The organism is Pseudomonas sp. NPDC088444, assembly GCF_044900175.1.
Classification (GTDB): domain Bacteria; phylum Pseudomonadota; class Gammaproteobacteria; order Pseudomonadales; family Pseudomonadaceae; genus Aquipseudomonas.
This window is the reverse complement of sequence record NZ_JBJDNK010000004.1, coordinates 275,049-299,798: the sequence shown is the minus strand read 5'-3', so window position 1 is coordinate 299,798 and position 24,750 is coordinate 275,049. Positions and strand designations below refer to the sequence as shown.

Here is a 24,750-nt window from a genome sequence, read left to right as displayed (position 1 = left end):
TGGGCTGGCCGCGCAGGCTTTTTCACGGCACCAGATAGCCCTTGATGCCGGTGAAAATGATCTGAGCCGCCAGCGCACAAACGAACAGCCCCATCAAGCGGCTAACAATCTGCAAGCCTTGCTCGCCCAGAATCCGCTCGATGCTGTTGGACAGGTAAAGCACCACGCCAACGGTGAAACTGGCGAGCGCAATGCTGACAATGGCGGTCAGCTTGTCGTCCCAATGGGGTTGGCTGACGCCCATCACCAACAGGGCGCCGATGGTGCCGGGGCCGACGGTGATGGGAATGGTCAGCGGGACGATGGTTACGTCCTGCTGCACATTGTCGGTCTGAACGCCTGATTTGCCTTGCGCCATGCCCAGCGCCGAAATGAACAGCACGCTGCCCGCGCCGATTCTGAAGGCGTCGGCGGTGATGCCGAACACGCTGAAAATCACTCGTCCGAACAGATACAACAGCACGCTGGCGATCAGCGTCGCGAAGGCCACTTTCCACGCCAGATGACGGCGTTCCTTGCGTGAATAGCCTCGGCTCAGGCTGATGAAGCAGGAGAGGACGAAGAACGGGCTATAGAGCACCAGCATCTTCAGATAAACGCTGAACAGCACATGCAGCATGGTGAGGACTCGCAGCGGCAGACTCGACGCGGGAAGTCTATCAGGCGCCGCACCGCAGAGCGGGTCAGTTTTGCAGGTAGCGATCCTGATCATCAGGTTCGTCGCTATCCAGGCCGCGCGTCCGCTGCTCGACCCAGTATTCGACCAGTTCACGCAACTGCGACAGTTCGACCGGTTTGGACATGTGGCCGTCCATACCGGACTGTCGAGCGCGGTCCTTGTGTTCAGCCAGGATGTGCGCAGTCAGGGCAACCACAGGGGTGCGAGTGCGCTGATTGCCGACTTCCCAGGCGCGCAGTTGCTGCGTGGCCGAGAATCCGTCGAGAATCGGCATTTCACAGTCCATCAGCACTAGGTCATAACGCTGGGCTTTCATCGCCTGCAATGCTTCTTCGCCGTTGCTGGCAGTGTCCGGTTGCAGGTTGAGTTTGCCCAACATGCCGCGGATGACCTTGGTCGAAATGCTGTTGTCCTCGGCCACCAGAATCCGGAAATCGCTGGGCACGTCGACTTCGGTGATTGGCGTCGGGGCAGGCAGATAAGAGGCCTGCCCTTTGTTGCGCTGATTCAGCTCGTCGGCCAGCGTGGTTTTCAGCGTATAGCCTGCGACCGGTTTGGCGAGGATGCGTTTGACACCGGCATTGCGTGCGATGACCTTACTTGGGGCGTTGCTGATGCCAGTGAGCATGATCAGCAGAATGTCGTGGTTGAGGCTTGGGTCTTCCTTGATCTTGGCGGCCAGTTGCATGCCGGTCATGCCGGGCATGTTCTGGTCAAGCAGCACAATATCGAAGTAGTCGCGCAGGTGCGCCTTGGTGCGCAGCAGGGCAAGCGCTTCCTTGCCCGATGGCACGGCGCTGACGTTCAGACCCCACGCGCTGCATTGCTGAACCAGCACTTTGCGACAGGTGTCGTTATCGTCCACCACCAGCACCCGCGCCCCCTTCAGCGGGCTGTCCAGATCGGCTGGTGGCTGTTCCAGCCGATCCGCATCCAGCGGAAGGCTGAGCCACAGGGTGCTGCCCTGATTGCTGCCGCTCTGAATGCCGAATTCGCCATTCATCAACAGGATCAACTGGCGCGCGATGACCAGGCCCAGGTGGCCACCCACTTTACTGGCCGCGAGGAAGTTCTTGCTGTGCAGTTCGGCGTGGAGCAGGGCATCGCGCTCTTTGGCGGTCAGTGGTGTACCGCTGTCCTGAACGGCGATGCGCAGACGCGGTTTGCCACCACGGGAGTCGAGGGCGACCACCAACAGGATTTCGCCTTCGTCGGTCTTTTTCAGGGCGTTTTCCAGCAGGCTGAGCAGAGTCTGGCGCAGTCGGGTCGGGTCGCCGCTGATCACCCTGGGCACTTGCGGCTGAATGAAACTGATCAGTTCGACACGCTGTTGCTCGGCCTTTGCCCGGAAAATACTCAGGCAGTCTTCGATCATCGCGTTGAGGTCGAATTGCACATCGTCCAGCTCGATTTGCCCGGATTCGAGTTTGGTGATGTCGAGAATCTCGTTGATCAGCGTCAGCAGCTCATTACCTGCGCTGTGAATCGTCTGCACGTAGTCGCGCTGTTTGACTGACAAAGGCGTGCCCAGCAGCAATTCGGTCATGCCCAGCACACCGTTCATGGGGGTGCGGATTTCGTGGCTGATCTTGGCCAGAAATTCAGCCTTGGCGTTGATTTCGGCGGTGCTGGCGGCCAGTTCGCGGCTGATGCTGAAGTTGTCTTCAGTGATGCTGCGATGACGCTCGCTCAAGGCGATGCTCATCAGCAGGCCGCAAACGCAGAACATGCCCATCACAGCGATGATCAGGGTCTGTGCCGCGATGGTGGTCAGCCACAGCATGGCAGGCAGGATCACCAGATTGCCGAGGTTGAAGGCTATCATCGCGATCACGAATGGGCGTGCCGGGGTGTAGCCTTTTTGCAGGTGATAAATCGACACCAGCGTGATGGTCAGCGTGGTGAGCGCGACCAGCAGGAAGGTCATGACGTTCAGTGGCAGGTTGTCGACGAACAGCACCAGCAAGCCGCCGAAGCCGACGACCAACAGTGCGCTCATCAGCAGCCGGTTGAGCACTTCGGCGCCGCGCTGGACGAAGAAGCAATGGGTGTACATCAAGCCGGTGGCCGCCGCCATCAGCAACGCCAGGTGAGCGCTCGGGGTCTGAGCCAGGTGCCAGTTCGGCAGCCACGACGCTTGAAGGTTCAGCAGCAAAAGCGCGCTGAGGCCCAGAAATGCCTCGCAGGCCGCGAGCCACAGGCTGCTGACCGAGCGGGACTGGGCATAGCGGGTGATGTTCTGCACGATCAGCATGATCAACGAGCCAAAGAACAGGCCCAGCAGCAAGGGGCGACGTTCATCGGCGGCACTGGAAACGGCGGACTCCAGCGAAATGTTCGGTCGCAGTTCCTGCTCGGATTTCAGGCGCAGGTAGAGGTCCAGCGGGGTGCCGCTTTGCGGGACTGGCAGCAGGAAGTCGACGGAAGGCAGTGGTTGCTGCGCCCGAGGGACTTTATTGCCCGAGCGCGAATGATCGATCAGCGTTTCGCCGTTGAGGACGTACATGTCCACGGTGGCCAGGTCCGGGGCGAAGATGCGCACCAGTTGTTCGTGATCGGTCGGGGGAAGACGATAATGCAGCCAGAGCGCGGAATCGCGGCTGATGGCGCGGACCTGGTCAAGTTCGACCGGGCTGAACTGGGAGTCGTAGTGAGGGGAGCGAACGTCGCTGAGCTGCAGATTGGCCTGATCGTCGACAAGGGTCGACCATCCTGCACTGACCTCCGCGAATGTCGGGGGCATGCAGAGCAGGGTCATCATGGCGATGATCGAACAAGTGGCAATCCTGAGCCAGCGCACGGCGAAATCCCTTCGTGAATGAAGCCAGTTACTCTGGTGCGGCTCTGGATGATCGGACGGTCGCTTGACTTCAAGCGACCGTCCACTCCCAGACTTACTCCAGATGTTCGCCGCGTTCACGGGCAATGGCGCGGTAGCCAATGTCCTTGCGGTAGAAACAGCCTTCCCAGTCAATCTTTGCAGCCAGTGCGTACGCCTGCTTCTGCGCGTCACCAACGCTGTCGCCCAGCGCGGTGGCACACAGAACACGGCCACCCGATGTCACGATCTGACCATCCTTCAATGCAGTACCGGCATGAAACACTTTACCCGGCAATGCCGCAGCAGCGTCCAGACCCTTGATTGCAGCGCCCTTGGCGTAATCGCCAGGGTAACCGCCTGCGGCCAGCACGATGCCCAGGCTTGGACGCGGATCCCACTGGGCTTCCACTTTGTCCAGAGCTTGCGCCAAAGCAGCCTCGACCAGCAAGACCAGGCTCGATTGCAGACGCAGCATGACCGGCTGGGTTTCCGGGTCGCCGAAGCGGCAGTTGAACTCGATGACCTTCGGGTTACCGGCCTTGTCGATCATGAGACCAGCATAGAGGAAGCCGGTGTAAACGTTACCTTCCTCGGCCATGCCTCGGACGGTCGGCCAGATCACCTGGTCCATGACGCGCTGATGCACGTCAGCGGTCACCACTGGCGCCGGGGAGTAGGCACCCATGCCGCCAGTGTTCGGGCCGCTGTCGCCATCGCCAACGCGTTTGTGGTCCTGGCTGGTGGCCATTGGCAATACGTTCTTGCCGTCGACCATGACGATGAAGCTGGCTTCTTCGCCATCCAGGAACTCTTCGATCACAACGCGAGAACCGGCGTCACCGAAGGCGTTGCCTGCGAGCATGTCACGTACGGCTTCTTCGGCCTCGGTCAGCGTCATCGCGACGATCACGCCCTTGCCAGCGGCCAGGCCGTCGGCCTTGATCACGATCGGTGCGCCTTTTTCGCGCAGATAAGCCAGCGCAGGCTCGATCTCGGTAAAGTTCTGGTAGTCGGCTGTCGGAATCTTGTGACGGGCCAGGAAATCCTTGGTGAACGCTTTCGAGCCTTCCAGTTGCGCAGCGCCCTTGGTTGGGCCGAAGCAGTCCAGACCACGGGAGCGGAACAGGTCGACGACACCGGCCACCAGCGGGACTTCCGGGCCGACGATGGTCAGGGAGACGTTCTTCTCGGCGAAATCCGCCAGTTGCTCAAGGGCCAGCACGTCGATGGCGACGTTCTCGCACTTGGCTTCGATGGCGGTCCCGGCGTTGCCTGGTGCAACGAAAACCTTCTGCACGCGGGCGTCCTGCGCGACCTTCCAGGCCAGTGCGTGTTCGCGGCCACCGCTGCCGATGATGAGTACGTTCATTTCAAAACCTCGATGACGCTAATTCTGTGGGTGTTGCTCGTAACGCTTTTGATCTTCTCAAAACTGCATTACGAGGTCGCAATGGAGTAGGTGTATGCAAGGCGGATGGGGCTTCGCTGAGCGGAGTTGCCTCCTGACAATGAGCATCAGCGGAGCCCCATCCAACGCAGCAGACGCCTGCTACAGTGCGGCCGTTGTCATGTTAGTGACGGAAGTGGCGCATGCCGGTGAACACCATCGCGATACCGGCTTCGTCCGCCGCCGCAATCACTTCCGCATCACGCATCGAGCCGCCTGGCTGGATCACAGCCGTGATACCAACCTTGGCCGCGTTGTCCAGACCGTCGCGGAACGGGAAGAACGCATCCGATGCCATCACGGAACCGGCGACCTGCAGGCCTGCGTGTTCGGCTTTAATGGCAGCGATACGTGCGGAGTTCACGCGGCTCATCTGGCCTGCGCCGACGCCGATGGTCTGGCGGTTCTTGGCGTAGACGATGGCGTTGGATTTGACGTATTTGGCCACTTTCCAGGCGAAGATCAGGTCGTTGACTTCCTGCTCGGTCGGGGCGCGTTTGGTCACGACTTTCAGGTCGTCAGCGCTGATCATGCCGTTGTCACGGCTCTGGACCAGCAGGCCGCCATTGACGCGCTTGTAGTCCCAGGCCGGGACGCGGTCAGCTGCCCACTGGCCGCTGGTCAGCAGGCGCACGTTGGCTTTGCTGGCGACGATGGCCTGGGCTTCGGCGCTCACGCTCGGGGCGATGATCACTTCAACGAACTGACGCTCGACGATGGCTTTGGCGGTCTCGGCGTCCAGTTCACGGTTGAAGGCGATGATGCCGCCGAACGCCGACTCGCTGTCGGTGGCGTAAGCCAGTTCGTAGGCCTGACGAATGCCGCCTTCCGGGCTGACCGCAACGCCGCACGGGTTGGCGTGCTTGACGATCACGCAGGCCGGTTTGACGAAGCTCTTCACGCATTCCAGCGCAGCGTCGGTGTCGGCCACGTTGTTGTACGACAGTTCTTTGCCTTGCAGTTGGGTCGCGGTGGCGATACCGACTTCAGCCGGTTTGGCTTCCACGTAGAACGCCGCGCTCTGGTGCGGGTTCTCGCCGTAGCGCATTTCCTGGGCTTTGATGAACTGAGTGTTGAAGGTGCGCGGAAATTCGCTGCGGCCTTCGGTCGACAGGGTTTCGGCGCTCTGATCGACGCTGCCCAGGTAGTTGGCGATCATGCCGTCGTAGGCGGCGGTGTGTTCGAACGCCTTGAGCATCAGGTCGAAGCGCTGAGCGTAGGTCAGGCCACCGGCTTTCAGGCTTTCCAGCACTTGGCCGTAGTCGCTGGCATTGACCACGATGGCCACGTCTTTGTGGTTTTTCGCGGCAGAGCGGACCATGGTCGGGCCGCCGATGTCGATGTTTTCGATGGCGGTCGGCAGGTCGCAGCCTGGCTTGGAAACGGTGGCTTCGAACGGGTACAGGTTCACGGCCACCAGGTCGATCGGCTTGATGCCATGCTCGGCCATGATGGCGTCGTCAGTACCGCGACGGCCCAGAATGCCACCGTGGATTTTCGGGTGCAGGGTCTTGACCCGGCCGTCCATCATTTCTGCGAAGCCGGTGTAATCCGCGACTTCGACCGCTGCAACGCCATTGTCCTTGAGCAGTTTGAACGTGCCGCCAGTGGACAGGATCTCGACGCCCAGGGCTTCGAGTTCACGGGCGAATTCAAGGATTCCGGTTTTGTCGGAAACGCTGATCAAGGCGCGGCGGATCGGCAGGCGGGTAGTCTGGTCGGTCATCTCAACTTCCATTATCAATTCAGCAAAAAAAACGACCGCAGGGGATGAGGTCGCTTTTTGTGTTTTGGATGCTTACAGCAGATCGTACTGCTTGAGTTTCTTGCGCAGGGTGCCACGGTTCAGGCCCAGCAGCTCGGAGGCTTTGGTCTGGTTACCCTTGACGTAGTTCATCACGCACTCAAGCAACGGCGCCTCGACTTCCGAGAGCACCAGGTTGTAGACATCAGTGACGGCAGCACCTTCCAGGTGGGCGAAATAATTGTGCAGCGCCTTTTCGACGCTTCCGCGCAGGGTCTGACCCTCTTCGCTTGGCGTGTTGAGGTGCTGTTTCAAATTGACGTTGTCGCTCACGGGTGTTGTTCCACTCACTAAAGTCTCTGTCATCATCGTCATGCGGCCACCTCTTGTTCGTTCCCTGCTTCCGGGCTTTTTTGGCGTTCGGCAAAAAAGTCCCGAACGTTGGCGCACTGTGCTTCCGTATCTTCCAAACGATTGAAAAGGGCGCGAAACTCCCTGGCGCCCGGCAAGGTTGCGAGATACCAGCCGACGTGTTTTCGGGCAATCCGCACGCCCATCACGTCGCCATAGAACGTGTGAAGCGCGGCCAGATGCTCTAGCAGAATGCGTTCCACTTCGTTCAACCCCAGCGCCGGGAGTTTCTCCCCGGTGCGCAGGTAGTGCTCTATCTCGCGAAAAATCCATGGGCGCCCTTGGGCGGCCCGGCCTATCAGCAGTCCATCGGCACCGGTCGCGTACAGCACGTGCCGGGCTTTCTCCGGTGAATCTATGTCGCCATTGGCAAACACCGGAATCGACACCGCCTGCTTGATCGCGGCAATGGTGTCGTACTCGGCTTCGCCGGTGTAGAGATCCGCACGGGTGCGTCCATGTACCGCCAACGCCTGAATGCCTGCTTGTTCGGCGATTCTGGCAACCGTCAGACCATTCTTGTTCGCCCGGTCCCAGCCGGTGCGAATCTTCAGGGTGACCGGTACCTCGACTGCCGCGACCACCGCGTGCAGGATTTCGGTCACCAACTGTTCATCTTTCAACAACGCGGAACCCGCGGCCTTGTTGCAGACCTTCTTGGCAGGACAGCCCATGTTGATGTCGATGATCTGTGCGCCAAGTTCGACGTTGGCGCGTGCCGCATCCGCAAGCATCTGCGGATCACCACCAGCGATCTGGACCGAGCGGGGCTCGGGATCGCCTTCATGAATCATGCGAAGCCGCGACTTGCGGCTGTTCCACAGGCTCATGTCACTGGTGACCATTTCCGAGACCACCAGCCCCGCGCCAAGTTGGCGGCAAAGCTGACGGAACGGTTGGTCGGTGACGCCCGCCATGGGGGCGAGGATCAAGCCGTTCTGCAATGTATAGGGGCCGATGCGTACCGCCGACATAGGGTGACCTGTTGTGGGGCCGTATCACGAAGCCTGGTCCGAAAAGTGCTTTGGCAGCTATTCAGACGGGACCCAGAGTATGAAAAAGGGTGGGCATGATACCCGCTCTCGATGACCGGATAAAGGCTGAATTGGATAAAATCTGAACAGTTGCATTCTTATTGCGAACGGTTAGGAAGGCGTTCGCATTGTCATAAAACTGTCGTCAGCATCCTGATGGCTCTGTGCCGCATTTTAGAGCGCTCAGGCGGCGTGAAATCCGCTCGGCCAGAGGAGAAGTTTACTCCGGCGAGCGAAAACTCAAACTGTAATTCACAGCCTTCGGACCTGGGTCAAGAATGTCCAAAGCGATGTGGATAGGCGTCTGGGGCGGCATTTCGTCCTTTCCGGCCAGCTCACCGCTCAGGTATTCGCCGGGTTTGAACCGACGACTGGCAATCAACTGACCATTGGTATCGGCGAAGCGCAGTTCCAGCAGCGGGAACGGTTGAGCGAACGAGGCGCGGTTATAGATGATCGCATCGACGACCAGCGCGCCCTGAAATTCGGGATGGCTGCGCACCACCAGGTTGCTGCTCTTGAGCAGCTTGATGTCGACCCTGGAGGGCACTTTGCAGCCGACCTGGGGGCAGATGTCCTGAAACCACGAGCGATATTGGTCCTGACGTGCCAGTTCGTCGAAGTGGTACCACACGTATTGCCCTGCCAGCGCCCCCAGTGCGATCAGTGAGAGCAACAGCCAAAGCAGGCGGCGCCCCCAGCGTGGCTTGGGTTTTTGCCACGACAGTTGCAAGGGGTCGTCCATCAGGTCGAGCAAGGCCTGATCGCGTAGCCCCGGCTCATGACGTCCTCGTTTGCCGTTAGGGAGCGGCTCGTCGTCCTCGGCGTTGTCGTGAGAGGCGTAGCGTTCGTCGTCGCCGTCCAGTGCCGAGAAACGCTCGGAGGGCTGTGTGCCGTGAGGCTCTTCGTCGATGTGGATTCGATCCGACTGACGAGGCTCGTCGTCCAGGTCGTCGGGTGCCATCGACAGTGAAGGCTCGGTGCGTGCGTCGTCATGGTCGAGATCGCTGTCGGTCAGCGGCTCGTCCAGCGCGTCAGGCTCATGGTGGTCTTTATGGTCATCGATCACTTCAGCCCGCAATTCCGGCAAATGGCTGACATCATCATGGCTAAGGCCTTGATTCCACGGGTCAGTGGCGACATCCGGTTCATCACGTCGAGCACTGAAGGATTCGACCTCATCGTGCTCACGTGACGGACGTGCGCGCCCGAACGATTCCGGCAACTGGATTTCCCGTTGTTCGAGGCGGGCGAGTTCGACGTCGAGGTCATCGAGGTCGAGGCTGTCCATGTCGACTGTCCGGTCTTCGTGTTTGACAGGAACAGGTGCGGGTTGGGCGAGGGTGACCGATTGCGGTGCAATGACCTCGGGGCGCGGTTCGACTGCAGCGGGCTCGGAGAGTGGGGTGGTGGTCGATGCCCGCGCCTGGGCGCTTTTTTCCAACAGTTGTTTCGCGGCATTGAACACTTGCAGGCAGGAACCGCAGCGCACCATGCCTCGGGCCACGCTCAACTGGGCGTGGTTGACGCGGAAACTGGTCTGGCAGTGAGGGCACTGGGTGACGAAACTGTCGGTCATGCGGGTATCCGGGCTTAACGAGCGCCTAAAAGGTTGCAGTCAGTGGGTATCAGCGACGACGTCCGGAGATTCTTACCCAGCCGTCGCGGTTGGCGATCGGGTCCAGGTCGAATGCGTCGGCGTAGGCTGCTGCCACTTCATCGCCTTGTTCGGCCAGAATGCCGGACAACGCCAGGCGTCCACCGGGTTTGACCAGGCTGGCCAACTGAGGTGCCAGAGAAACCAGAGGGCCGGCCAGAATATTTGCCACCAGCACGTCGGCAGGCTCTTTGGGCAGGTCTTCCGGCAGGTACAGCGGGAATTTCTCGGCAGGCACGTTGTTGCGCCCGGCATTGTCGCGAGAGGCCTCAAGGGCCTGCACGTCGATGTCGGTTCCCACTGCATGTTTCGCGCCCAACAGCAATGCGGCGATGGCGAGGATGCCCGACCCGCAGCCGAAATCCAGCACGTTGGCGTCGCTCAGGTCCTGACCGTCCAGCCATTCCAGGCACAGTGCGGTGGTCGGATGGGTGCCGGTGCCGAAGGCCAGGCCCGGGTCCAGCAGCAAGTTGACGGCATCGGGCTCGGGCGCTGAGTGCCAGCTTGGCACGATCCACAGACGCTGGCCGAAACGCATGGGCTGGAAGTTGTCCATCCAGCTGCGCTCCCAATCCTGATCTTCGATGACTTCGTGGGTGTGCTCGGGCAGTTCGGCGTCGGTGAGCAATTTCAGGTGCGCGAGCGCCAGTTCGGCGTCGGTATCGGCTTCGAACAGGGCCAGCAGGTGGGTGTGTGCCCACAGCGGCGTGGTGTTGAGTTCCGGTTCAAAGATCGGCTGGTCTTCAGCGTCCATGAAGGTCACGGACACGGCACCGACTTCAAGCAGCGCGTCTTCGTAGGTTTCGGCTTGTTCTGGGCTGATGGCGAGACGGACTTGCAGCCAAGGCATGGCGGATTACCTTCGAATTGAAAAAATGACAGGCGGCACAACGCCGCGAAAGACCGGCAAGTTTACGGGGTTCGGGGGGAAACAACAAAGAGGGTGATGCCGGGATTGGGTTTTGATTTTGTGGGAGCCGGCTTGCTGGTGAATGCGTCAGGTCCGACGCCACAATGTTGAATGGTCCACCGCGTTCGCCAGCAAGCCGGCTCCCACAAGGTTCGGTGTTGGTCACAAGATCCGGATTCGGCGCGATTTCTGTGGGAGCTGCCTTGGTGGCGAATGCTGTTGACCAGGCAGCATGGAATCTCCCACAGAAAAGCGCGTAAGGCGCCAGAAACAACAAAGCCGCTCGAAAGCGGCTCTGTTGTTTTGTAACACTTACTGGCGGATCAGTGTTTCTCACCGGCCAGTTTGTGTTCCAGGTAGTGAATGTTGACGCCGCCTTTGCAGAAGCCTTCATCGCGGGTCAGATCACGGTGCAGCGGGATGTTGGTCTTGATGCCATCCACGATGATTTCGTCCAGGGCGTTGCGCATGCGGGCCATGGCCTCGTCGCGGGTCGCGCCCCAGGTGATCAGCTTGCCGATCAGGGAATCGTAGTTCGGCGGCACCGCATAACCGCTGTACAGGTGCGAATCGACGCGAACGCCGTTGCCGCCTGGTGCGTGGAAATGCTTGACCGTGCCAGGGCTCGGCATGAAGGTGCGCGGATCTTCTGCGTTGATCCGGCATTCCAGGGCGTGGCCGTGGATCTTCACGTCGTCCTGGGTGTACGACAGCTTGTTGCCCGCGGCGATGCTCAGCATCTCCTTGACGATGTCGATACCGGTGACCATTTCGGACACCGGGTGCTCGACCTGAACGCGGGTGTTCATTTCGATGAAATAGAACGCGCCGTTTTCGTACAGGAATTCGAACGTACCGGCACCGCGGTAACCGATGTCGATGCACGCCTTGACGCAGCGGGCCAGCACTTCAGCGCGGGCCTTTTCGTCGATGCCTGGCGCCGGTGCTTCTTCCAGCACCTTCTGGTGACGGCGTTGCAGCGAGCAGTCGCGGTCGCCCAGGTGAATCGCATGACCCTGCCCGTCGGACAGCACCTGAACTTCCACGTGGCGTGGGTTGGTCAGGAACTTCTCCAGATAGACCATCGGGTTGCCGAACGCCGCGCCTGCTTCGGAGCGGGTCAGTTTGGCCGAGGCGATCAGGTCTTCTTCCTTGTGCACCACGCGCATACCGCGACCACCGCCGCCGCCAGCGGCCTTGATGATCACCGGGTAACCGACCTGACGGCCGATGCGCAGGGCTTCTTCTTCGTCTTCCGGCAGCGGGCCGTCGGAACCGGGAACGGTCGGAACACCGGCCTTGATCATGGCGTCCTTCGCCGAGACCTTGTCGCCCATCAGGCGAATCACGTCAGCGTTCGGGCCGATGAAGGCAAAACCGGATTTTTCGACCTGCTCGGCGAAGTCGGCGTTTTCCGCGAGGAAGCCGTAGCCGGGGTGAATCGCCGTGGCGCCGGTGACTTCGGCCGCCGCGATGATCGCCGGAATGTGCAGGTAGGATTGAGCAGCCGATGCCGGACCGATGCACACGGACTCGTCCGCCAGACCCAGGTGCATCAGCTCCTTGTCGGCCTTGGAGTACACGGCGACGGTCTTGATGCCCAGCTCTTTGCAGGCACGCAGGATCCGCAGGGCGATTTCACCGCGGTTGGCGATCAGTACTTTTTCCAACTTCGCAGGATTCGTCATCACAGACACTCCGCGGTTCAAACGATGGTGAACAGCGGCTGGTCAAACTCAACCGGCTGGCCGTCTTCGACGAGGATGGACTCGATCACGCCGCTGGTTTCGGCTTCGATGTGGTTCATCATTTTCATCGCTTCGACGATGCACAGGGTGTCGCCTTTCTTCACGGTCTGGCCGACTTCAACGAAAGCTGGCGAGGTTGGCGAAGCCTTGCGGTAGAAGGTGCCGACCATTGGCGAGCGGGCAATGGTGCCGTTCAGTTTTGGAGCGGCGGCTGGCGCGTCGGCGGCAGCGGCAACAGGAGCAGCGGCGGGTGCAGGCGCTGCGACCGGAGCGGCAGCCGGGGCAGGCGCGTAGAACTGCTGCGCTGGAGCCTTGCTGTGGCGGCTGATACGGACGGACTCCTCGCCTTCCTTGATCTCCAGCTCGTCGATGCCAGATTCTTCCAGCAGTTCGATCAGTTTCTTGACTTTACGGATATCCATTAATCAACTCCCAGGGGACGGTCAGGGGTAATTCAGTAGCCGGTTCGGGCTGTGTGGCTCAGTGCGAAACGTCGCCGTTCACGCCTTCGAACGGGTGGCCAGTTGTTCCAGGGCGGCCTCCAGGGCCAGTCGGTAACCGCTGGCGCCAAGGCCGCAGATCACGCCTACAGCAACATCTGAAAAGTAGGAGTGATGGCGGAAAGGTTCTCGTTTGTGCACGTTCGAGAGGTGCACTTCGATGAATGGGATGCTCACTCCCAGCAACGCGTCACGTATTGCGACACTTGTGTGAGTAAAAGCAGCCGGATTGATCAGAATGAAGTCCACGCCTTCATCCCGTGCCGCGTGAATGCGATCGATCAATTCGTACTCGGCGTTGCTTTGCAGGTACATCAGATGGTGGCCGGCTTCGCGCGCGCGCTTTTCCAGATCCTGATTGATGTCGGCCAACGTGATCGAGCCATAGATTCCCGGTTCGCGGCTGCCCAGCAAGTTCAGGTTAGGTCCGTGCAGAACCAGAAAAGTCGCCATCGTGTGTTCCTTGTTGTGGGCGTTGTCGACGCTCATACATAGGTATGAGCCGTTGATGCGCAGCGACTATGCCGGAAAGCGCAATGGACTGTCCAGTTACCGACCCAGATATCGACAATGTTCAGCACGATGTCCGATGTTCGCGCAAAGTTTGTGACTATAGGGCTAAATTTGGTCATTTGCTCTAGAAAGGCGCTCAGAGAACCCTTCCACGTCGATTTCGCCGACGACACGCACATTTTCCAGCTCGTTCCCGTCTTTTCCGAAAAACAGCAAGGCAGGAGGGCCAAATAATTTGTACTGATCCAGCAGCGCGCGCTGATCGGCACTGCTCTCGGTCATGTCGAAGCGAATCAGCCGAAACCCCTTGAGCTGGCTAACAATGTTCGGGTCGGGCAGGACTTCATGCTCAATCACCTTGCAACTGATGCACCAGTCGGCGTACCAGTCCACCAATACGGGTTTTTCGCTATTTTTCGAATCGGCGAGGATCTGTTTCAGCTCGCTCACCTGTTTCACTGTCTGCCATTGGTAAGACGATGTTTCCGCGCTAACCGGTGCCATCGATATGCGGCCGAGTGGGCGAAGTGGATCGGTCTGCCCATTGAACGCGCCGTACCAGCAGGACAGAGCGTAGACCAGTAAAAACAGACCGACTAATTGAGCAAGACGGCCCCGCGTGGTTTTTTCCGTGAACTCCAGCGCGCCGAGAAACACCGCCACACCGGCCCACAGCAAGCCGATCAGCAGCAATGTGGCCTGGCCTGGAATGACTCGACTGAGCAGCCCGATGGCCAGTGCCAGCAGCAGAACGCCAATGGCGTTTTTAACCGTCACCAGCCACGGGCCGCTTTTCGGCAGCCATGCCGCGCCGCCCGTGGCGACCAGTACCAGCGGCGTGCCCATGCCCAAACCGAGCGCGAACAGTTTCAGCGCCCCGCCCCAAGCGTCGCCACTGGCGCTTATATAAAGAAGAGCACCCGCCAACGGGGCCGAAACGCAGGGCGAAACCAGCAGGCTCGACACCACCCCCAGCACTGCGGCGCCCCACAAAGAGCCACCTTGGGTGTTGCCGGCGATGCGATCCAGCCGGTCATTCAGGGCGCGGGGCAGGCGCAGTTCGAAAGCACCGAACATGGCGATGGCAAACACCACGAAAAACAGTGAAAACGGCACCAGGACCCAGGCCGATTGCAACCGAGCCTGAAGATTGAGACTCGCACCGAACAGCCCCATCAGCGCCCCGAGAATCGCAAAGCAGATCGCCATGGGCAGCACGTATGCGAGGGACAGCGAGAAGCCGCGCACACCGCCAATCTGTCCGCGCAGCACCACGCCCGACAGGATTGGCAGCATGGGCAGGACGCATGGCGTGAAGGTCAGACCGATGCCCGCGAGAAAGAACAATGCCAACTGTTTCCAACTGAACGGTGCTTTGCTTTCGCTGAGCGCAGGCGTGTAATCGAGCGAAGGTGCGGCACCGCCGATGCTCAGCCGTTCGGTCTCTGGCGGGTAGCACAAACCTTTGTCGGCGCAGCCCTGATACGTGACCACCAGCGTGAACGGTCGGTTATCTCCGGCTTTGCGCGGCAGATTGACGTCGAGGATGCCGTGATACACCTCAACATCGCCGAAGTATTCGTCGTGCTTTTTCTCGCCGTCGGGCAACTGCGCAGCGCCCAGGCCGATGTCCGCGGGCTCGGTGCGGAACTGGAAGCGGTGGCGGTAGAGGTAGTAGCCCTCGGTGGCGACGAATTGCAGCTTGATCGCTTCGGGCGTCGTGTCGATCAGGTTCAGTTGGAAGGCCTGACGAACCGGCAAAAAGTCCTTGCTGTTGTCGATGGCCGAGCCACCCAGTGCAGGGCTTCCCAAGCCGGACGCTGGCCGACTGTCCAGCAGGCTCGCGCCTAAGGCGGGGAGGGCAAGGGTCAGCAAAATCAGACAAAGCAGGCGGCGCATGGCGGTCTCGCATCACGAAGATGCGCGCATGATAACGGATCTTTGTCGATGTGCAGGTGGGAGGTGTGTTCCGGACACCTCCCTGTAGCAGTCCGGCTTGTCGACGGGTTGCGTCCTCGAGATCGCTGCCGTCGGCAAGCCGGACTGCTAGAAGGATGGCGGGGAACTCGCGAAGCGAGACGCAGCGACTAAACGATGTCCACCGGGTAATGCTTGCCGGACTGCACGAAATCATCTTGCAACGTAAACACCTGATTACGCCCTGCCTTTTTCGCGCGATACAACGCTTCGTCAGCATGAGACGCCATCATCAACGAATCGTCGTATTCGCCTAGCTCCACAACCCCGGCGCTGAAGGTGCAGAACAGATCCGCAGGCTGCGCCGGGTAATGGATTTCGGCAAAGCGGCGACGGATTTCGTCGAGTACGCCATAGGCGGACTTCAGGTCGGTGTCAGGCATGACCACCGCGAACTCTTCGCCACCGTAGCGGCCGATGTAGTCGGTCTTGCGTAACCGCTGCTTGAGAAACAGCGCCAGGCTCTTGATCACGCGGTCGCCCATCGGGTGACCGTGGGTGTCGTTCACCTTCTTGAAGTGGTCGATGTCGAGCATCGCAAAGCTCAGCGGTTTGCTCTCGCGGCGCGCACGGAAGCTGCAATCTTCGAGCAGTTGCAGAATGTGTGTGTGGTTATACAGGCCGGTCAGGCTGTCGCGGACCATTCGCGCCTTGAGGTTACGAGCGCGGGCGGCGCGGTTGCGCACGGTCGTGATCAAGTGTCGTGGTTTGATCGGCTTGGTGAGGAAGTCGTCGCCGCCTTCACTCATCGCATCCAGTTGCTTGTCGAGATCGTCCTCGGCGGACAGGTAAATGATCGGCACACTGACGTAACGGTCGTTATGGCGAATCACTTTGGCCAGCTCGGTGCCGGTACAGCCGGGCATGTACATGTCGAGGATGATCAGGTCCGGCTGGAATTCGGCCAGCTCGGACATGGTTTTGATCGGATCGAACAGCGTGCGCGTGACAATTCCGGCGTTGTTCAGCAAGCGCTCGGTGTGCGTGGCCTGTGCGCGGGAGTCATCGATGATCAGCACTTTATAGGGTTCGTATTGAGCGACCCGCGTGAGGATCTCGATTTTCTCCAGCAGGCTCGACGCTTCCAGCGTCCCCGTCAGGAACTCCTCGCCTCCTGCGCGCACAGCCGCCAACCGCGTCGGGGTATCGGTTTCGTGATGACTGAAGAACAGCAACGGCAATTTCTGCTCCAGGCCTTCCTGCATTTTGGCGGCCAGTTTCAGGCCTTCGCCCACACCCCCAAAATCCACGTCCATGACCACCGCCGCAGGCAGACGCTCCGCCAGCGACGCATGGAATGCGTGAACGCTGTCGAGGGACTGGGCGCTCAAACCGAAGAATTCCAGTTGCTTGGCCAGCCGCTCCGCCCGTTCGTCATCTTGCAGCATCACGTAAATAGGCTTGCGAAGCGGTGGCAGCGATGTGTGCTCAAGCTTGTCGCCGTGGCGCAGGCCGGTGCGCGAGAGGCGTTGCATGAGTCGATTAAGATCGGTGATCAGCGTGCTGCTCAGACGACCACGGTTGGCTTCCACGTCCAGAAGTGACTGACTGATTGCACGCGCCAGTTGAGCGTGCTCGACCTGATCGAAACGCTCGGCGAAGCGCAGCAGGCGCTGGTTGGCGTCGCTGAGTTCTTCGAGGTCGGCAGGCGACCATTCGCTTTGCTGCAAGCGCTGCCAGACCTCAAGAATCTGACGTGCCTGATGAATGACGCGCTGAGCGAAATGGTGCTTGAGACGGTCACGGCTCGGATCTTCTGGTTCGGTCATATCCTGACTACTTATAGGGGAAACCCTGATACAAATGCTGGCGCTATGCTAGCACCACTTTCCATCGGCAAGTGCGCCGTAAGTCATTTTGTTGTCATTTTTTATCGACTTTTCGCGTCAATTTTTTATCTTCCTGAGCCATAAGCGTGCCAGATCCGACAGAAAAGCGACCGATGGATTCCCTTGTTGTATCGGGAAATGCCTGAGAGGCTCTGTTTCCATGTGCGAATGTATTCGCAAGAGGCCCCTACACTCTGCGCAGGTGTAACGATCATGCTCACGTCATCGCGAATGAATTCGCTCAAACAGGTTGTCTGCGTTTCCCGGTCAGCGATGACGCCCACGGACCTGCGGATTACGCATTTGAGCCATCGCTCGCGTTCCTGACGAACGCACCTTGCTGTAAGGTTGCGGTCAGAAGCACTGAATTCCGTGATTGAAAGGACAAGGCCATGCTGGATTGGAAGAAACGCTCGGAAACCTCGGGCGCAGGTGAGCGTGTTGAAGAGAAGCCGATAGGCAAGGCACCCCGTGGTTATTGGGGTGGTCTGTTCTTCAGTCGCGCTGTCGGTGCGGTGGTGGGCATCTATCTGGTGATCACTGTCGCGCTCGGCATCTGGTGGAGCAGCGAGCCTGCGATGTTTCCGGTCCAGCAAAACGCTCAGGCGGCCGCCGAGCGTGAAGGCAAGCAGATGGTGATTGGCTACACCACCGTCGAAACCCTCAAGACCGTCGTGTCGACCTTGCTCGACAAGCCGGGCGGTTACATTTCCAACGACCGTTTCCCGCCAGGCCTGTGGCTGGACAACATGCCAAGTTGGGAATACGGCGTGCTGGTTCAAGTCCGCGACCTGACGCGCGCTCTGCGTAAAGACTTCGCCCGCTCGCAATCGCAATCCGCTGAAGACAGCGATCTGGCCCGCGCCGAGCCGCTGTTCAACTTCGACAACCGCAGTTGGATCCTGCCATCGAGCGAATCGCAGTACCGTGATGGCATCGCTGCGCTGAGCCGCTATCAGGCGCGCCTGTCTGACCCGAATCAGAAAAATGCCCTCTTCTATACCCGCGCCGACAACCTGAACAACTGGCTGGGCGACGTGGGAACGCGTCTGGGTTCGCTGTCGCAGCGTCTGTCGGCCAGCGTCGGCCGCGTGAAACTCAACACCAGCCTGAAAACCGAAGCTCAGTCCGAGGTGTCGGTGAAACCGGGTGAAGTGCCGCAGGTTGACGAAGAAATCGTCGAGACCCCGTGGATGCAGATCGACAACGTATTCTATGAGGCGCGTGGTCAGGCTTGGGCCTTGTCGCACCTGCTGCGTGCCATTGAAGTGGACTTCGCTGACGTATTGGCGAAGAAAAACGCCACCGTGAGCGTGCGTCAGATCATTCGTGAACTGGAAGCTTCTCAAGAGCCGATGTGGAGTCCGGTCATCCTCAACGGCAGCCCGTTCGGCGTGTTCGCCAACCACTCGCTGGTCATGGCCAACTACCTGTCCCGCGCCAACGCAGCCGTCATCGACCTGCGCCAACTGCTGTCGCAGGGTTGATCGATGTCGGTCTCTGAAAACGAAGTCGCGCATCGCGCGGCTTCCGACGCCGAGCTGATTGCCTGGGTCGATCGTCAGGACCAGTTGCTGGGTTCATTGCCTCGCGCCGAATTGCGTGAGCGTGGGCTGATCGGTCGGGGCACCTACATTCTGCTGTTCAATTCTGCGGGCGAGCTGTGCGTGCATCGTCGCACTCTGAGCAAAGCCATCTATCCGGGGTACTGGGATGTGGCGGCGGGCGGGATGGTGCAGGCAGACGAAAGTTATGCACAGTCTGCTGCCCGTGAGCTGGAAGAGGAGCTGGGTGTGGCCGGTGTCGAGTTGACGGCACATGAGCGGTTTTTCTTCGATCAACCGGACAACCGCTTATGGTGCGCCGTGTTTTCGGCAGTCTGGGATGGGCCGTTGAAATTGCAGCCTGAGGAAGTGCTGGAAGCCCGCTTCATCGGCATCGATCAGGTGCTGCGTGAAACCGCTGAAAAGCCTTATTGCCCGGACTCTCTGGCTGCGTTGAAGCGCTATTTGGGCGACGTCGCAAAAGTCCCGTAAATTGGCGCATATTTGCACTTAGCATCAGGGCGGTTTGCCGTTACACTGCGCGCCTTTTCACGCCGGACTGTCTCCACGGTCCGGTTGCGCTGCCCCTGCCTGAGTGGGGCTTCGCGGTCGGCTGTCGCCGTCCAGACTTTGGTCCTCAAGAAGAGGATTGCCCGTGGCCAAAAAAGCCGCCTCCTTCGCCGCCCTTGGTGGCCTGGTATTTTCCACTGACGCCGGACGGCATTGTCCCGAATGCCGCCAGCCTGTCGACGCCTGCATCTGCAAGAAATCCGTGATCCCCGAAGGGGACGGTATCGCTCGCGTGCGCCGCGAAAGCAAGGGCCGTGGCGGCAAGACCGTGACCACCATCACAGGTGTTCCGCTGCCTGAAGAGGCGCTCAAGGAACTGGCGTCTACGCTCAAACGACGTTGTGGAACCGGCGGTGCGCTCAAGGACGGCGTGATCGAGATTCAAGGCGATCACGTCGAGACGCTGTTGGCCGAACTGGTCAAACAGGGTTTCAAGGCGAAAAAGTCGGGCGGTTGAGCCTTTCGTTTCACCTGTCCAGGTTTCGCTGTCGGTCGAGCGCGGGTTTCAGAGCAAACTCTGGTGCGTGTCATGGGTCTACTGAGCCATTCGGGAGACGCATGCGCATCGGCGCCAAACCGTCATTTCCACTCTATACACTGCGCCCAGCCGGTCAGGCCGGGGCTTCATGACTTTTATATAGGGGACTTCGATGTCCGTACGACGCACACGCAAAGACGATGGCAGCCAATGGACCGTGGCAGACAGCCGCAGTGTCTATGGCATTCGCCATTGGGGGGCTGGTTATTTTGCAATCAACGAAGCCGGGCGTGTTGAAGTTCGCCCCAACGGCCCGGGCAGTTCGCCCATCGACCTTTACGAGCAGGTAGAGGAGCTGCGCAAGAGCGGCCTGTCCCTGCCGCTGCTGGTGCGTTTTCCCGACATCCTGCAAGACCGCGTGCGTCAGTTGACCGGTGCGTTCGACGAGAACATCGCGCGCCTGGAATACCAGAGCAAGTACACTGCGCTGTACCCGATCAAGGTCAACCAGCAGGAAGCGGTGGTGGAAAACATCATCGCCACCCAGAACGTTTCCATCGGCCTTGAAGCAGGCTCCAAGCCTGAGCTCATGGCTGTGCTGGCATTGGCGCCGAAGGGCGGCACCATCGTCTGTAACGGGTACAAAGACCGCGAATTCATTCGTCTGGCATTGATGGGCCAGAAGCTGGGCCACAACGTCTTCATCGTCATCGAGAAAGAATCCGAAGTCGAACTGGTCATCGAAGAAGCTGCCGAGCTGAAAGTCGCCCCTCAAGTGGGCCTGCGCGTGCGCCTGTCGTCGCTAGCGTCGAGCAAATGGGCGGATACCGGGGGTGAGAAGTCCAAGTTCGGTCTGTCTGCTGCGCAACTGCTGTCGGTGGTCGAGCGCTTCACCAAAGCCGGTCTGGATCAGGGCATTCGCTTGCTGCACTTCCACATGGGCTCGCAGATCGCCAACCTGGCCGACTATCAGCATGGCTTCAAAGAGGCCATTCGTTACTACGGCGAGCTGCGCAACCTGGGGCTGCCGGTCGATCACATCGACGTCGGCGGCGGCCTGGGTGTTGACTACGATGGCACCCATTCGCGCAACGCCAGTTCGATCAACTACGACATGGACGATTACGCCGGTGTCGTGGTCGGCATGCTCAAGGAGTTCTGTGACGCGCAAGGCCTGCCGCACCCGCACATCTTCTCGGAAAGCGGTCGTTCATTGACCGCCCACCACGCGATGCTGGTGATTCAGGTCACTGACGTTGAGCGTCACAACGACGAAGTGCCGGTGATCGAAGACAAGGAAAGCCTGCCGGAAACCCTGCAATGGCTGATCGATCTGCTGGGGCCGACCGACATCGAAATGGTCACCGAAACCTACTGGCGCGCCACGCACTACATGAGCGACATCGCTGCCCAGTATTCGGACGGCAAGATCACGCTGGCGCAAAAGGCCCTCGGTGAGCAGTGCTACTTCGCCGTCTGCCGTCGTCTGCACAACTCGTTGAAGGCACGTCAGCGTTCCCATCGCCAAGTGCTGGATGAACTGAACGACAAACTGGCTGACAAGTACATCTGCAACTTCTCGGTGTTCCAGAGCTTGCCGGATACGTGGGCCATCGATCAGGTGCTGCCGATCATCCCGTTGCACCGCTTGAACGAGGAGCCGGACCGTCGTGCCGTGCTGCAAGACCTGACCTGCGACTCCGACGGCAAGATCAACCAGTACGTCGACGAGCAGAGCATTGAAACCAGCCTGCCCGTTCATGCGCTGAACGACGGCGAAGACTACTTGCTCGGCGTGTTCCTGGTCGGTGCGTACCAGGAAATCCTGGGAGACATGCACAACCTGTTCGGTGACACCGACTCGGTGAACATCTACCAGAATCAGGACGGCAGCGCGTATTCGGCTGGTATCGAAACCCACGACACCATCGAAGACATGCTGCGTTACGTGCACCTGTCGCCGGAAGAGTTGATGACCCACTACCGCGACAAAGTGGCCAGTGCGCGCATCAGCCCGCGGGAGCGGACTCAGTATCTGGACGCGTTGCGTCTGGGCCTGACGCGTTCTTCGTACCTGTCGTCGTAACGGAGCCGGACGCTGTACCCGTAGGTGTGTACTCTGGGCGTCCAGCCCACGATAGCGGTGTGTCAAAAAGGCCAATGGTCTGACACGCTGCTGTCGTGAGTACGCTCACTCCTACAGGATTTTTGTAGGCGTGCTATCCAGCGTTGTAGGGCCTTTCCTGTTCTGCGTTTACCCTCTCTACTTCGCAGACGTTCTGTTACAGAATCCTCGACCGCCTGAAATTGTCTGTCGAGGTCATTCTCTCCATGTCACCGCTCGCCCAAGCCATGCCACTGCGTCTGGAGATCAATCGCTCCAGGCATTCCTTTGAGGTCGTGGCCTGCGAAAGCAGCGAAGAGCCGAACCAGCCTTATTTGTTCACGCTCGATATCACTCACCCTGAAAGCACGTTGGATACCCATGAATTGCTCTTTAGCGCAGCCTGGTTGCATGAGCTGGGCGCGCGTACCGGCATTCACGGGTATATCCAGAGCATCGTTCGCGTTCCGACCGGTGTCGTATCCGGCAATCTGATACCTGTCGCCCCCTCCCGCTACCGTCTGACGCTGGGGCCTCGATTGGGGCTGATGGCTTATCGGTACAACCAAAGAGTCTTCCAGGACATGACCGCCGAAGAGATCATCAAGCTGGTGCTGGACGAACACGGTATCGGCCCGCGCGCTTGTCTCTGGCAGCGCAAGCGGCCCTGTCAGGCGCGTGATTATTGTGGGCAGTACCACGAAAGTGATCTGCAACTGGTCCAGCGGCTTTGTGCGGAGGAGGGGATGTACTATCACTTCCTGCATGCACGCCATCGGCATGTGGTGGTATTCACTGATGAGAAGCCCGCGCGTTTCGACGAGGACGCCGAGCAACGTCGAATGAGCGAAATGGAAACGTCCACACCTCGCATGTGCATGCAGCGGGCCTGTGTGGTCGGTCGGCTGTTCGAACCCGTCGCGCCGAATGCGGAGGGGCGGCTCAAGGTGCGTTTTGACTGGAGCAATCAGGGGGATCGTGCGCGTTTCAATGAATGCTGGGTTGCGCTCGACACGGTTCTCGCCCAGGCGCGCCAGCCGTGGTGGGGCGGAATGGAGGTCGTTGTCCGGTTTCGCAATGGTGACCCCGGCAAGCCGTATATCAGCGACCGGCTGTGGGACCCGGACATCAATCCGGAGACCGAACCCAACGTTGACTCGCCTGCGCGCCGGGTGATCACGACGCGTATCGACAGATCCATGTTTCTTGATGAGTCGCAGAGCTTCTCGATCGACGATCAGTTCATCGTGCGGATGGCCCAGCACAATGAAATGCATTTCAGGGTGGGCAACAGCATGGTGACCATTGATTCCAGATCCATTTCGCTCAGCGGCTTGCGCATCATGCTGTCGTCCATCGCCGAAGCCGAGGAGGCCGGGTTGGCATGAGCCTGATCAGCCGCTGGGTCAGGCGAACCAGCCTCCGTTGCGATTCAAGCCGCGGGCGAGGTAGCCCAGTGTCAGTGCTCGCAGCGCCATGAACAGCAGAAATACGATCCACAGCCCGTGGTTCCCCAAGGTGCTGGCCAGCCAGGCGAAGGGCGCAGCAATGAGTGCGCTCACCACCATCGCATTGCGCATCTCCCGCGCGCGAGTCGCGCCGATGAACAGGCCGTCGAGCAGGTAACTCCAGACGGCCACCAGGGGCAACAGGGCCAGATAGGGCAAATAGACGAAGGCAATTTCGCGCACGGCGGTGATGTCGGTCTGCATTTCGATGAACAGATGCCCGGCGAACAGGAACAACAGCGCGAAGGCGATGCTGCAAATGAGTGACCACCCGCCCGCTACGTTGAGTGCGCGACGCAAGGCGTCTCGGTCACGCGCACCGATGGCGTGGCCGCAGAGTGCTTCAACCGCGTGGGCGAGGCCATCCAGTGCGTTGGCGGTCAGCAGCAGGCCATTGAGCAGCAGGGCATTGGCTGCCACGGTGGCGTCGCCCAGCCGTGCGCCTTGCACCGTGATCAGAAAGAACACCGATTGCAGCACCAGGCTGCGGATGAAAATGTCGCGGTTCACGGCCAGCAAGGGTCGCCAGCTCGTCCAGCGTTTGAGCACTGAGAGCGCCAGATGGCCCGGATAGTCGCGCAGGCCTCGTTGAGTCAACGCCAGGCCCAGCAACGCTCCGATCCATTCCGCAACCACCGAGGCTCGGGCGCTGCCGACCACACCCCAATCCAGTCCAAGGACGAACCACAGATTGAGCGCGATGTTGACCAGATTGGTCGTCAGCAGAATCGCCAGCGGCGCCCGGGCATTTTGCAGACCAAGGAACCACCCCACCAACGCGTAGCTCGCCAGTGCAGCAGGCAAACCGAACAGCCGGGTGTGAAAGAAGTCGCGAGTCAGATCATTGAGATCGGCAGAGGGCTGCATCATTTGCAGCGCGAGGTGCTGAAACGGCAGGCCGATCAAACCGAGCAGGAAGGAAAAGCCCAAGGCCAGCAACAGGCCCTGCAGCAACACCTGGCGCAGCGCGACCCCGTCTGCGCGCCCGGCAGCCTGAGCGGAAAACCCTGTAGTGCCCATGCGCAGAAAGCTCATCGCCCAGGCGAGAAAACTGTACAGCGTGCCGCCGACAGCCACCGCGCCCAATTGATGAGCGTGGGGCAGATGGCCGATGACAGTGCTGTCGACCAGTGAGACCAGCGGCACCGAAATGTTCGACAGAATCATCGGCGCCGCCAGCGCCCACACCTGCCGATGGGTGGTGCGCTGGCGCCAGTCAGAGAGAAAGTTGGACATGAGGGCTCCCGTGCAAGCGCGGGATTGTAACGCAAGCGAA

The 24,750-nt window shown here is 59.9% G+C and carries 19 protein-coding genes; 5 read left to right on the top strand and 14 right to left on the bottom strand.

Features of this window, described 5'->3' with window-relative positions:
• Positions 1 to 22: 22 nt before the first annotated feature.
• The 13 genes from ACI2KB_RS10455 to ACI2KB_RS10395 all read right to left on the bottom strand — a co-directional run bounded on the left by ACI2KB_RS10455 (position 23) and on the right by ACI2KB_RS10395 (position 17,210).
• Positions 23 to 616 (bottom strand): MarC family protein, encoded by a 594-nt coding sequence (locus ACI2KB_RS10455; protein WP_404634363.1) that lies wholly within the window; start codon positions 614 to 616, stop codon positions 23 to 25.
• 67 nt (positions 617 to 683) lie between these two features.
• Positions 684 to 3,479, bottom strand: coding sequence for a response regulator (locus tag ACI2KB_RS10450; protein ID WP_404634100.1), 2,796 nt, complete (start codon positions 3,477 to 3,479; stop codon positions 684 to 686).
• Positions 3,480 to 3,573: 94 nt separating this feature from the next.
• Complete coding sequence (purD, locus tag ACI2KB_RS10445; protein ID WP_404634098.1) at positions 3,574 to 4,869, bottom strand: phosphoribosylamine--glycine ligase; 1,296 nt, start codon at positions 4,867 to 4,869, stop codon at positions 3,574 to 3,576.
• Between the two features lie 202 nt (positions 4,870 to 5,071).
• Positions 5,072 to 6,673: a bifunctional phosphoribosylaminoimidazolecarboxamide formyltransferase/IMP cyclohydrolase gene (gene purH, locus ACI2KB_RS10440; RefSeq protein ID WP_404634096.1), complete on the bottom strand. Its 1,602-nt coding sequence runs from the start codon at positions 6,671 to 6,673 to the stop codon at positions 5,072 to 5,074.
• A 72-nt stretch (positions 6,674 to 6,745) separates the two neighbouring features.
• Positions 6,746 to 7,066, bottom strand: a complete 321-nt coding sequence (fis, locus tag ACI2KB_RS10435) for a DNA-binding transcriptional regulator Fis (RefSeq protein WP_007907419.1) — start codon at positions 7,064 to 7,066, stop codon at positions 6,746 to 6,748.
• Complete coding sequence (gene dusB / locus ACI2KB_RS10430) at positions 7,063 to 8,076, bottom strand: tRNA dihydrouridine synthase DusB (protein ID WP_404634094.1); 1,014 nt, start codon at positions 8,074 to 8,076, stop codon at positions 7,063 to 7,065. Before dusB ends, fis begins: the two co-directional genes overlap by 4 nt.
• 280 nt (positions 8,077 to 8,356) lie before the next feature.
• A complete protein-coding gene (locus ACI2KB_RS10425; protein ID WP_404634092.1) occupies positions 8,357 to 9,715 on the bottom strand; it encodes a DUF3426 domain-containing protein in 1,359 nt (452 codons plus the stop codon).
• 49 nt (positions 9,716 to 9,764) lie between these two features.
• Positions 9,765 to 10,643, bottom strand: coding sequence for a 50S ribosomal protein L11 methyltransferase (gene prmA, locus ACI2KB_RS10420; RefSeq protein WP_404634090.1), 879 nt, complete (start codon positions 10,641 to 10,643; stop codon positions 9,765 to 9,767).
• A gap of 383 nt (positions 10,644 to 11,026) precedes the next feature.
• On the bottom strand, positions 11,027 to 12,391 hold the full coding sequence (gene accC, locus ACI2KB_RS10415; protein ID WP_404634088.1) for an acetyl-CoA carboxylase biotin carboxylase subunit: 1,365 nt from the start codon (positions 12,389 to 12,391) through the stop codon (positions 11,027 to 11,029).
• A 17-nt stretch (positions 12,392 to 12,408) separates the two neighbouring features.
• A complete protein-coding gene (gene accB / locus ACI2KB_RS10410; protein ID WP_404634086.1) occupies positions 12,409 to 12,873 on the bottom strand; it encodes an acetyl-CoA carboxylase biotin carboxyl carrier protein in 465 nt (154 codons plus the stop codon).
• Between the two features lie 78 nt (positions 12,874 to 12,951).
• Positions 12,952 to 13,404, bottom strand: a complete 453-nt coding sequence (gene aroQ / locus ACI2KB_RS10405) for a type II 3-dehydroquinate dehydratase (RefSeq protein ID WP_404634084.1) — start codon at positions 13,402 to 13,404, stop codon at positions 12,952 to 12,954.
• A gap of 165 nt (positions 13,405 to 13,569) precedes the next feature.
• Complete coding sequence (locus tag ACI2KB_RS10400) at positions 13,570 to 15,363, bottom strand: protein-disulfide reductase DsbD (RefSeq protein WP_404634082.1); 1,794 nt, start codon at positions 15,361 to 15,363, stop codon at positions 13,570 to 13,572.
• Between the two features lie 188 nt (positions 15,364 to 15,551).
• Positions 15,552 to 17,210: a diguanylate cyclase gene (locus tag ACI2KB_RS10395; protein ID WP_404634080.1), complete on the bottom strand. Its 1,659-nt coding sequence runs from the start codon at positions 17,208 to 17,210 to the stop codon at positions 15,552 to 15,554.
• A gap of 452 nt (positions 17,211 to 17,662) precedes the next feature.
• Here ACI2KB_RS10395 and ACI2KB_RS10390 point away from each other — a divergent pair, with 452 nt between their 5' ends.
• From ACI2KB_RS10390 to ACI2KB_RS10370, 5 genes are all read left to right on the top strand, one after another.
• The gene (locus tag ACI2KB_RS10390) at positions 17,663 to 18,757 is read left to right on the top strand and encodes a DUF2333 family protein (protein ID WP_404634078.1); all 1,095 of its coding nucleotides are present in this window, start codon (positions 17,663 to 17,665) and stop codon (positions 18,755 to 18,757) included.
• 3 nt (positions 18,758 to 18,760) lie between these two features.
• A complete protein-coding gene (locus ACI2KB_RS10385) occupies positions 18,761 to 19,306 on the top strand; it encodes an NUDIX hydrolase (RefSeq protein WP_404634076.1) in 546 nt (181 codons plus the stop codon).
• Positions 19,307 to 19,469: 163 nt separating this feature from the next.
• Positions 19,470 to 19,841: a translation initiation factor Sui1 gene (locus tag ACI2KB_RS10380; protein WP_404634074.1), complete on the top strand. Its 372-nt coding sequence runs from the start codon at positions 19,470 to 19,472 to the stop codon at positions 19,839 to 19,841.
• Positions 19,842 to 20,034: 193 nt separating this feature from the next.
• The gene (gene speA, locus ACI2KB_RS10375; RefSeq protein ID WP_404634072.1) at positions 20,035 to 21,948 is read left to right on the top strand and encodes an arginine decarboxylase; all 1,914 of its coding nucleotides are present in this window, start codon (positions 20,035 to 20,037) and stop codon (positions 21,946 to 21,948) included.
• A 221-nt stretch (positions 21,949 to 22,169) separates the two neighbouring features.
• Entirely contained in the window at positions 22,170 to 23,354 is a 1,185-nt protein-coding gene (locus tag ACI2KB_RS10370) for a contractile injection system protein, VgrG/Pvc8 family (protein WP_404634070.1), read from the top strand.
• Positions 23,355 to 23,372: 18 nt separating this feature from the next.
• Here the strand turns inward: ACI2KB_RS10370 and ACI2KB_RS10365 are convergent, their stop codons facing one another.
• Positions 23,373 to 24,710 carry an MATE family efflux transporter gene (locus ACI2KB_RS10365; RefSeq protein WP_404634068.1) on the bottom strand — a complete coding sequence of 446 codons (1,338 nt, stop codon included), beginning with the start codon at positions 24,708 to 24,710 and terminating at the stop codon, positions 23,373 to 23,375.
• Between the last annotated feature and the right edge of the window lie 40 nt (positions 24,711 to 24,750).